The following is a 7789-nucleotide window of genomic DNA, read 5'->3' on the forward strand; positions in this document are numbered from 1 at the left end:
AGCGGGATTGCGGCTAGCTGCAATCCCGCTTTAATGGCTTATACCAGTTCTCCAAAGTAAGGGGATAGATGTGTAAAGCTTGTAGAGGGTTCAACGGTAGGATATGGCAGTGGGATACAAGCTAGAGATTAAAGAGAGCTCAAGCAACTGCTACGAGGGGAAAAAATGGCATCTGGTAAAGAACGAATTCAACTGTTGTACCTGCTGAAGATTAGGCAAGCCACATCATTCTGTTATTTCAATCCCCTCATTGTCTTGAGAACTGCTCTGCACTGGCTGAAAACTTGACTCAACCGTGATACCAAGCTGTTGAGCTTTGCTGCAAATCGCATCAATGAGTCTAATAACAGCTTAAACTACTGCTTCCTCCACAGAAGTTTATTGCTTTAATCCTTTTGCAACACAACCAAACTGAGTCCGTGGAGGAGTCATAGTGAAAGGGTTAGGCGATCGCTAAATCTTGCTCCTTGCGGATGAAAACAGCAGGTTGTTGTAGGTCATCAGACATATAAGCAACTGCCATATCCTGGGAGTTATATGCCCAGCCGATCTGCCCATCTCGGTCGAGCAAAATGCAGCCTGCTTCTCCCGGAACCCGCTGTTTTAGTACCTCAATTGCTTTCTCCGCCGCTTTTTCGGGATGGCAGGCGACGATTCCATTCATACTTGCAGCATTACCTGACAGAAAATCAACCGCCGTCTTCGCTAATACGACTGGAATGATCGACTCACCGTCGCCCGTCGTGGAGCAAGCACCCCGACCATCGGCATATAAGCCACAACCAACCAACGCTGTATCCCCAACGCGACCCTGATTTTGATCCGTCACTCCGCCTGTCGAAGTACCAGCGACCAGTCTGCCATTAACATCTAGCGCTACACAGCCAACAGTGTTAGGACGATCTACAACTTCTGCCTCTTCTTCCCACTCCTGTTTTTGCTCCTCACTGACTAAATCCTCTTTAGCACACAGTTCCAGTCCATGCTCCAGAGCAAAGCGTTCCCCGCTACGGGCTACTAGCAGTCGGGGCTTATCTTCCATGACTTTGCGGGCCACGGAGATTGGATGACGGACTCCTTGCACTGCGGCTACAGATCCCCATCCGAAATTCATACTCTCCATGATTGCAGCATCAACCTCTACCTCTCCTTCACTGTTGAGGGTCGAGCCAAACCCTGCATTAAAGGTCTGGTCAGATTCGAGCACTCGAATGGCCGCCTCAACTGCATCTATGGCATCCCCCCCCCGTTGCAGAATTTCCCAGCCTGCCTGGACAGCTGCCAAACAACCGTCTTTATTGGGTTGTTCTTTACCTTTGGAAATAGTTTTTGCTCCACCATGCACAATAATTGCTACAGTCATGTTCTTTTACCAATCGGGTGTTCAGTTAATCAAAAAATTCTCAGTCCAGTTCAGACTGTGTTACAGCCACAAGTACAGTGACTAGCGGGTACGGAGACAGAATAAATCTCATTTAGCCTCTACCGCTGAGGGTAGGTGTCGCTAAAAGTGTTAGTGCAGCTACTCCTAACGCAGCGATCGCTTCTTGCTGCCACAATCGATTTTGCGCCTCTTTGAGCAAACTGGAGCGCTGTTTCTCGTCCGATGCCGTTGGAGGCACCAAAGATGACAACCACCTGCTGGTCTATAGGCTTCAGATTCATATTGCTATTCCAAAAGTTCTTGCGGCGATTAGCCTGGAAGCGATGTCGTATTTTATGAGTAACAGCGTAATGGTTGCCTTTTCGGTCAGACTCTACCGCAGGGACAAGTCCAGCTTCTCTGTGGATAGAATTGTGAGTTAAGTAAAGTGGTGTTTCGTAAACGAAGGCACTAATCCTAAACTTAGGTTTCAGCTTTCACAGGCAAATTGCCTGAGCAAATCCATCCTAATGAGTTCTCCGTTCGTGCAGCCCGTAGTGCCCCGCTGCCAACATTGAACTAGTTTTGAAGATGGCGATCGCCCTTTGTATACTCCAGCACAAGTAAAAGTAACATTAGCTGTCGTGTAGTTGCTATTCTCAAAGTAGTGTAAACCACTTTTTTAAGGACGAATGCAATAGTTATTACACAATATGTTTACAATAAATCTTCCTAGAGCAGTTGCCAGAGTAGGAACATAAAGCGAAGCTTCAGATTATCCATGAAACTTTAAAGATAAACTTCTTGTGTCACAACCTGAACAGACCATTTTAGTGACTGGAGGGGCAGGATACATTGGCTCCCACGCGGTACTAGCGCTACAAAGAGCAAGCTATCGAGTGATTGTGTTAGACAACCTCTCTGCGGGTCATCGAGAGCTAATAGAGCCATTGCAAGTTGAGCTAATTGTGGGAGACGTGAGCGATCGCCCATTCCTTGACGACCTGTTTGCAACTCACTCGATTGCAGCAGTCATGCACTTTGCGGCCTACATCGCCGTGGGTGAGTCAGTAACAGATCCAGCAAAGTACTATCACAACAACGTCGTTGGCACGCTGACCTTGCTAGAAGCGATGGTGGCGGCATCGATCAAAACCTTTGTATTTTCCTCCACCTGTGCTCTGTATGGCGTACCAAAATTTGTTCCGATTACAGAAGAACACCCCCAAGATCCCATTAGCCCCTATGCCACAACCAAGTGGATGGTAGAGCGAATTCTGGCAGATTTTGATGCGGCTTATGATCTAAAGTCGGTGCGATTTCGCTATTTCAACGCGGCAGGAGCTGACCCCGAAGGTTTACTTGGAGAAGACCATTCCCCTGAAACCCATCTGATTCCGCTTGTGCTGTTAGCCGCTCTGGGAAAACTTCCCGCAATTAAGATTTTTGGTACGGATTACCCAACTGAAGACGGTACCTGTATCCGAGATTACATTCATGTTGCTGATTTGGCACAGGCGCACGTTTTAGGACTGAAGTATTTGCTGGACGGCGGGGATAGCGATGTGTTTAACCTGGGCAACGGCAGCGGGTTTTCAGTCAGGCAAGTGATTGAGGCAGCCCAACAGGTTACTGGGAAAGAAATTAAGACCCTGGAGAGCGATCGCCGCCCTGGAGACCCATCCATTCTAGTAGGCAGCAGTGAAAAAGCTAGAAATATTTTGGGCTGGCAGCCGCAATATGCAGACCTAAACAAGATTTTGGCTCATGCATGGCAGTGGCACACCCATCGGCACGGGCAATCTTAAATGGAAAACCCATTTTCCCAACCTGACATTACTTTTGGGAATGCCAAGACAGATGGTGTTGAGCGCCGAGGCTGGTTTGTAGGGCACTTTGTCAACGCTGCTAACCTACGCTCAACCGAAATTCTAGAAGTAAAGTGGGGCATTCACGCAGAAGGAGATAGTCGCTCAGAGTGGAGCGTTAACCAGGTCGCAACGACGCTATCTATCCTGATCAAAGGACGCTTTCGCCTGCAATTTCCTGAGCAGGAGTGTCTATTGGCTGAGGAGGGCGATTACGTCATCTGGTCAGCAGGAGTGCCTCATACCTGGATTGCCGAACTGGCTTCTACGGTTGTTACAGTTCGCTACCCCTCGCTAGAAGGAGATAGCATAGAGAAAGCAGAGTAGAAGCAAGTTTGCCAAGATGACCAGGCCTTGTCAAGATGATGTATGGCCTTTATCTACTGACTCAAGCGAGGGAGCTGTTCCTTTGACATCTCCAGCTAAGTCTGCTAACAAAGGTTAAATCATAAATCAATAAGGGCACCCTTTCTTGAGCAGCTAGGGTTGAACTTTAATGAAAACATTCGGTAAGTGCCTCGAAGACCGCTATCCTTGCCCCATTGGGACTGACGACGTTCTACAAACGCCTCTACAGGGGTATCCGCGCCCACAGTTGCAGCGATTGCACTGGCTTTCTCTCAACGGGCAGTGGAAGTTTATGTTTGATGATGAAGGGCAGTACACCAAGCCCGACCAGATATCCAGTTGGAGTCATACTATCGAGGTTCCCTTTGCACCGGAATCTACCCAAAGTGGGATTGATGATCATGGCTTCCACCCCAACTGCTGGTACGAGCGAGAATTTCTCTTGCCAGCTAAAGAAGGACGAGTACTGTTGCATTTCGGTGCAGTAGACTACCAAACACGGGTTTGGGTCAACGGTCAGTTCATGGCAGAACACGTAGGCGGACACACCCCGTTTAGCATGGACATCACGCCTGTCCTGAATGCTGATGGAGTGCAACGGGTTACCGTTTGGGCACAGGACGACCCTCACGATTTAGCAAAACCGCGCGGCAAGCAAGATTGGCAGCTTCAACCCCATAGCATTTGGTATCCACGCACTAGCGGCATTTGGCAAACCGTCTGGGTGGAACAGGTGCCAGAAACCTATATCGACCGTCTGCGCTGGACTCCCCATTTTGAGCGCTGGGAAATTGGCTTTGAAGCCTTTGTCAATGGGGAAGAGCAGGGCGACCTTCAGGTTAAAGTGCGGCTAACCGTAGGGCAACAGCTTCTTGTCAATGACACCTATGCTGTACTCAATGGAGAAATTCATCGCCGCATCGCGCTGTCTGACCCCGGTATTGACGATTACCGGAATGAATTGCTCTGGAGTCCTGAGAAGCCAACCCTCATCCATGCTGAGATTCAGCTTTGGCAGGACGGGCAGCTTTTAGATCAGGTGCAGTCCTACACCGCTATGCGAACTGTGGGAATTCAGCGCGATCGCTTCATGCTCAACGGACATCCCTACTACCTGCGTTTGGTGCTAGACCAGGGTTACTGGGAAGAAACACTCATGACCCCTCCCTCCGACGAAGCCCTGCGGAGAGATGTAGAGCTAGTGAAGCAAATGGGCTTCAATGGCGTCAGAAAGCACCAGAAAATCGAAGATCCTCGCTTTTTGTATTGGGCAGATGTACTAGGGCTACTCGTTTGGGAAGAAATGCCCAGTGCTTATCGGTTTACCCCTAAAGCCGTTGAACGCATGACCCGAGAATGGGCAGAAGTGATCGAGCGAGATGCCAGTCACCCCTGCATTGTTGTTTGGGTGCCGTTTAATGAGTCGTGGGGTGTGCCTGACCTGACCGCGACTCCCGCCCACCGCAACTACGTTCAAGCGCTTTACCACCTGACCAAGACGCTTGACCCGACTCGCCCTGTAATTGGTAACGATGGTTGGGAAAGTACAGCCACCGATATTTTGGCAATCCACGATTATGACAGTCATCCGCAACGGTTAGCAAACCGTTATGGTCCTGAAGTTAAGCTGTCTGACCTGTTCGATCGCCAGCGTCCGGGCGGGCGTATTCTCACCTTAGATGGCTACCCTCACCAGGGACAGCCGATTATGCTCACCGAGTTTGGTGGTATCGCCTACACACCCCCGGATGAGGCCCACAAAACCTGGGGCTATGCCCGATCTGACAACGCTTCTGAGTTTTATCAGCAGTACGCAGACTTGTTGAGAGTAATAAATCAGGTTGAGATCTTTAGCGGTTTCTGCTATACCCAGCTGACCGACACTTTCCAGGAAGCAAACGGGCTGCTCTACGCCGATCGCACTCCTAAGTTCGCATTAGAGGCGATCGCCGCTGCCACTCATGGTAGAGGCTTCAGCCCTGATGTCGTATCAGGGCAGTGGACACCCCCCTCCGAACAGCCTCAACTCGTGGCCCACTGCGGACCTAACGGTTGTTGAAGTTCGGGAGGAACAAGAAACAAGAACAACTGCGCCCAATCCAGTTCCTCTCCTACGGGAGAAGGACTGGGGTGGGCGGAATTAGGGCACCCTACTGGCTAGACCTACTGGCTAGACTAAGGATCAATCAGACCGTAATAAATCGCTGCGATAAAAAGAAGCGATGCCAGAAAAAGTCCTACAACAACCCTAAAACCTAGTGAATAAGCAGAAGCTTTGTTAACGTTTCCCCGATCCACTTGGATCTGTTCTAAGGGTATGGTTGATGTTCCTAAAACGTGTATTTGAGCGGAATAACTACGGTCGAGAGCTTCGCTCGTAGATTCTTTTGTTCTCTCTTTTGAATAACTCATTGTTCGCTTGCCACTTTAACCCGTGGTGGGATATGAAGAGTTCGCTTGAAAAGAAACAAGCGCCCAATCCAAAAGATCTCCGGGTTGGGCACTTATCAATGGTTAACGATGAGGAGTTAGCGACTTAAGCAAATCTACTGGCGGTTGAGGCTATCAGGAAGGCTGCATAAGTGAGAATGTAGCCAACCGTAAAGTGAATTAGACCGATCAACCATCCCTGAACAATGGACAGAGCAACAGGCTTATCCTTCCAGCGAACCAAGTTCGCCAAAGGTGTGCGTTCATGGGCCCAAACAAGAGTTTCAATTAACTCTTGCCAGTAACCTCTCCAGGTAATCAGGAACATGAAACCCGTCGCCCAAACTAAGTGTCCAAATAGGAACATCCAATCCCATACCGCAATGTTGTTCATGCCGTAGGAGTTGTAGCCATTGATGATTGGCGCAGAATAGAGCCACAGATAATCCCGTAGCCAGCCCATCAAGTAGGTCGAACTTTCATTGAACTGAGCAACGTTGCCCGACCAAATGCCCAGGTGTTTCCAGTGGAAGTAAAAAGTAACCCAGCCCAACGTATTCAGCATCCAGAACATCGCTAGGTAGAAAGATTGCTGCCACGCAGAAGACTGACAGGTGCCGCCCCGTCCAGGACCATCGCAGGGGAAGGAGAAGCCAAAGTCCTTTTTGTCAGGAAATAGCTTGGTTCCACGTGCATCCAGGGCACCCTTCACACAGATCAAGGTGGTGGTGTGCAGACCTAGGGCGATCGCATGGTGAACCAGAAAATCGCCAGGTCCAATGGTTAGGAAAAGAGAATTGGTACCACTGTTGATACCTCCTAGCCAACCAGGTAGCCAGACGTTGCCGTGATTTGGCCAAGCTGTAAAAGCAAGGCTGTCTGGGTTAGACAGAAGTGTGTCAAAGCCATACAGTGCTTTACCATGAGCAGCTTGAATGAACTGAGCAAACACAGGCTCAATCAAGATTTGCTTCTCAGGCGTTCCAAAGGCAACCACCACGTCATTGTGAACATACAATGCCAGCGTATGGAAGCCCAGAAATAGCGATACCCAGCTTAGGTGAGAGATGATTGCCTCTTTGTGCTCCAAGACGCGAGCTAGCACGTTGCCCTGGTTCTGAACGGGGTCATAGTCCCGCACCCAGAAGATCGCACCATGAGCAAACGCACCAATCATTAGGAAGCCCGCAATGTACTGGTGATGAGTATAGAGCGCTGCCTGAGTGGTGAAATCCCTGCCCATGAAAGCATAGGGTGGCATGGAGTACATGTGCTGAGCCACCAGAGACGTGACAACGCCCAGCGCCGCCAGGTGAATGCCTAGCTGGAAGTGCAGGGAGTTGTTGTAGGTATCGTACAAACCCTGGTGAGGCAAGTTAAACTGCCCTTCAGTTTTGATGCCGAAGAAGTTCTTGGCGTTCAACATCTCCTTGATGTTGTGACCAATCCCAAAGTTGGTGCGGTACATATGTCCCGCAATGATGAAGATCACGGCGATCGCCAAGTGGTGATGCGCCATATCCGTCAACCACAGAGACTGAGTCTGAGGATGAAAACCACCCAAGAAGGTCAGAATTGCATCTCCAGCACCTTGAGAGGTGCTGAAAAGGTGATCAGGGGTGTCAGGATTCTGAGCATACACGCCCCAATTGCCCGTAAAGAATGGTTTTAGACCAGCGGGGTGGGGAGGAGTAGACAGGAAGTTGTCCCAGCCCACATGCTGTCCGCGAGACTCAGGGATGGCAACGTGGATCAAGTGACCTGCCCAAGCCAAGGAGCT

At 49.8% G+C, this 7789-nt stretch carries 7 protein-coding genes; 3 read left to right on the forward strand and 4 right to left on the reverse strand.

What is annotated here, in order from left to right; all coding sequences use genetic code 11:
* Window positions 1–442 precede the first annotated feature (442 nt).
* On the reverse strand, window positions 443–1363 hold the full coding sequence (locus H6F93_RS09405; protein ID WP_190680204.1) for an isoaspartyl peptidase/L-asparaginase family protein: 921 nt from the start codon (window positions 1361–1363) through the stop codon (window positions 443–445).
* A 119-nt stretch (window positions 1364–1482) separates the two neighbouring features.
* The gene (locus tag H6F93_RS09410) at window positions 1483–1665 is read right to left on the reverse strand and encodes an SDR family NAD(P)-dependent oxidoreductase (RefSeq protein WP_190680205.1); all 183 of its coding nucleotides are present in this window, start codon (window positions 1663–1665) and stop codon (window positions 1483–1485) included.
* Between the two features lie 504 nt (window positions 1666–2169).
* Here H6F93_RS09410 and galE point away from each other — a divergent pair.
* From galE to H6F93_RS09425, 3 genes are all read left to right on the forward strand, one after another.
* Complete coding sequence (gene galE, locus H6F93_RS09415) at window positions 2170–3171, forward strand: UDP-glucose 4-epimerase GalE (protein WP_190680206.1); 1002 nt, start codon at window positions 2170–2172, stop codon at window positions 3169–3171.
* A complete protein-coding gene (locus tag H6F93_RS09420) occupies window positions 3172–3558 on the forward strand; it encodes a signal peptidase I (RefSeq protein WP_190645996.1) in 387 nt (128 codons plus the stop codon).
* A 169-nt stretch (window positions 3559–3727) separates the two neighbouring features.
* Window positions 3728–5638, forward strand: a complete 1911-nt coding sequence (locus tag H6F93_RS09425; protein ID WP_190680207.1) for a glycoside hydrolase family 2 protein — start codon at window positions 3728–3730, stop codon at window positions 5636–5638.
* Between the two features lie 116 nt (window positions 5639–5754).
* Here H6F93_RS09425 and H6F93_RS09430 read toward each other — a convergent pair whose 3' ends face one another.
* Together H6F93_RS09430 and psaB are read right to left on the reverse strand one after the other, a co-directional pair.
* Window positions 5755–5991: a hypothetical protein gene (locus H6F93_RS09430; RefSeq protein ID WP_190680208.1), complete on the reverse strand. Its 237-nt coding sequence runs from the start codon at window positions 5989–5991 to the stop codon at window positions 5755–5757.
* A 124-nt stretch (window positions 5992–6115) separates the two neighbouring features.
* Window positions 6116–7789, reverse strand: a 1674-nt coding sequence (gene psaB, locus H6F93_RS09435) for a photosystem I core protein PsaB (RefSeq protein ID WP_190680209.1), incomplete at its 5' end; no start/stop codon positions are given.

The sequence above is a fragment of the Leptolyngbya sp. FACHB-671 genome, from assembly GCF_014695745.1.
Lineage (GTDB): Bacteria > Cyanobacteriota > Cyanobacteriia > Elainellales > Elainellaceae > JAAUTN01.

Coding starts and splice junctions, on each gene's coding strand:
- H6F93_RS09410 (WP_190680205.1), bottom strand. CDS start 1,665: ATGAATCTGAAGCCTATAGACCAGCAGGTGGTTGTCATCTTTGGTGCC.
- H6F93_RS09425 (WP_190680207.1), top strand. CDS start 3,728: ATGAAAACATTCGGTAAGTGCCTCGAAGACCGCTATCCTTGCCCCATT.
- H6F93_RS09420 (WP_190645996.1), top strand. CDS start 3,172: ATGGAAAACCCATTTTCCCAACCTGACATTACTTTTGGGAATGCCAAG.
- H6F93_RS09430 (WP_190680208.1), bottom strand. CDS start 5,991: ATGAGTTATTCAAAAGAGAGAACAAAAGAATCTACGAGCGAAGCTCTC.
- H6F93_RS09405 (WP_190680204.1), bottom strand. CDS start 1,363: ATGACTGTAGCAATTATTGTGCATGGTGGAGCAAAAACTATTTCCAAA.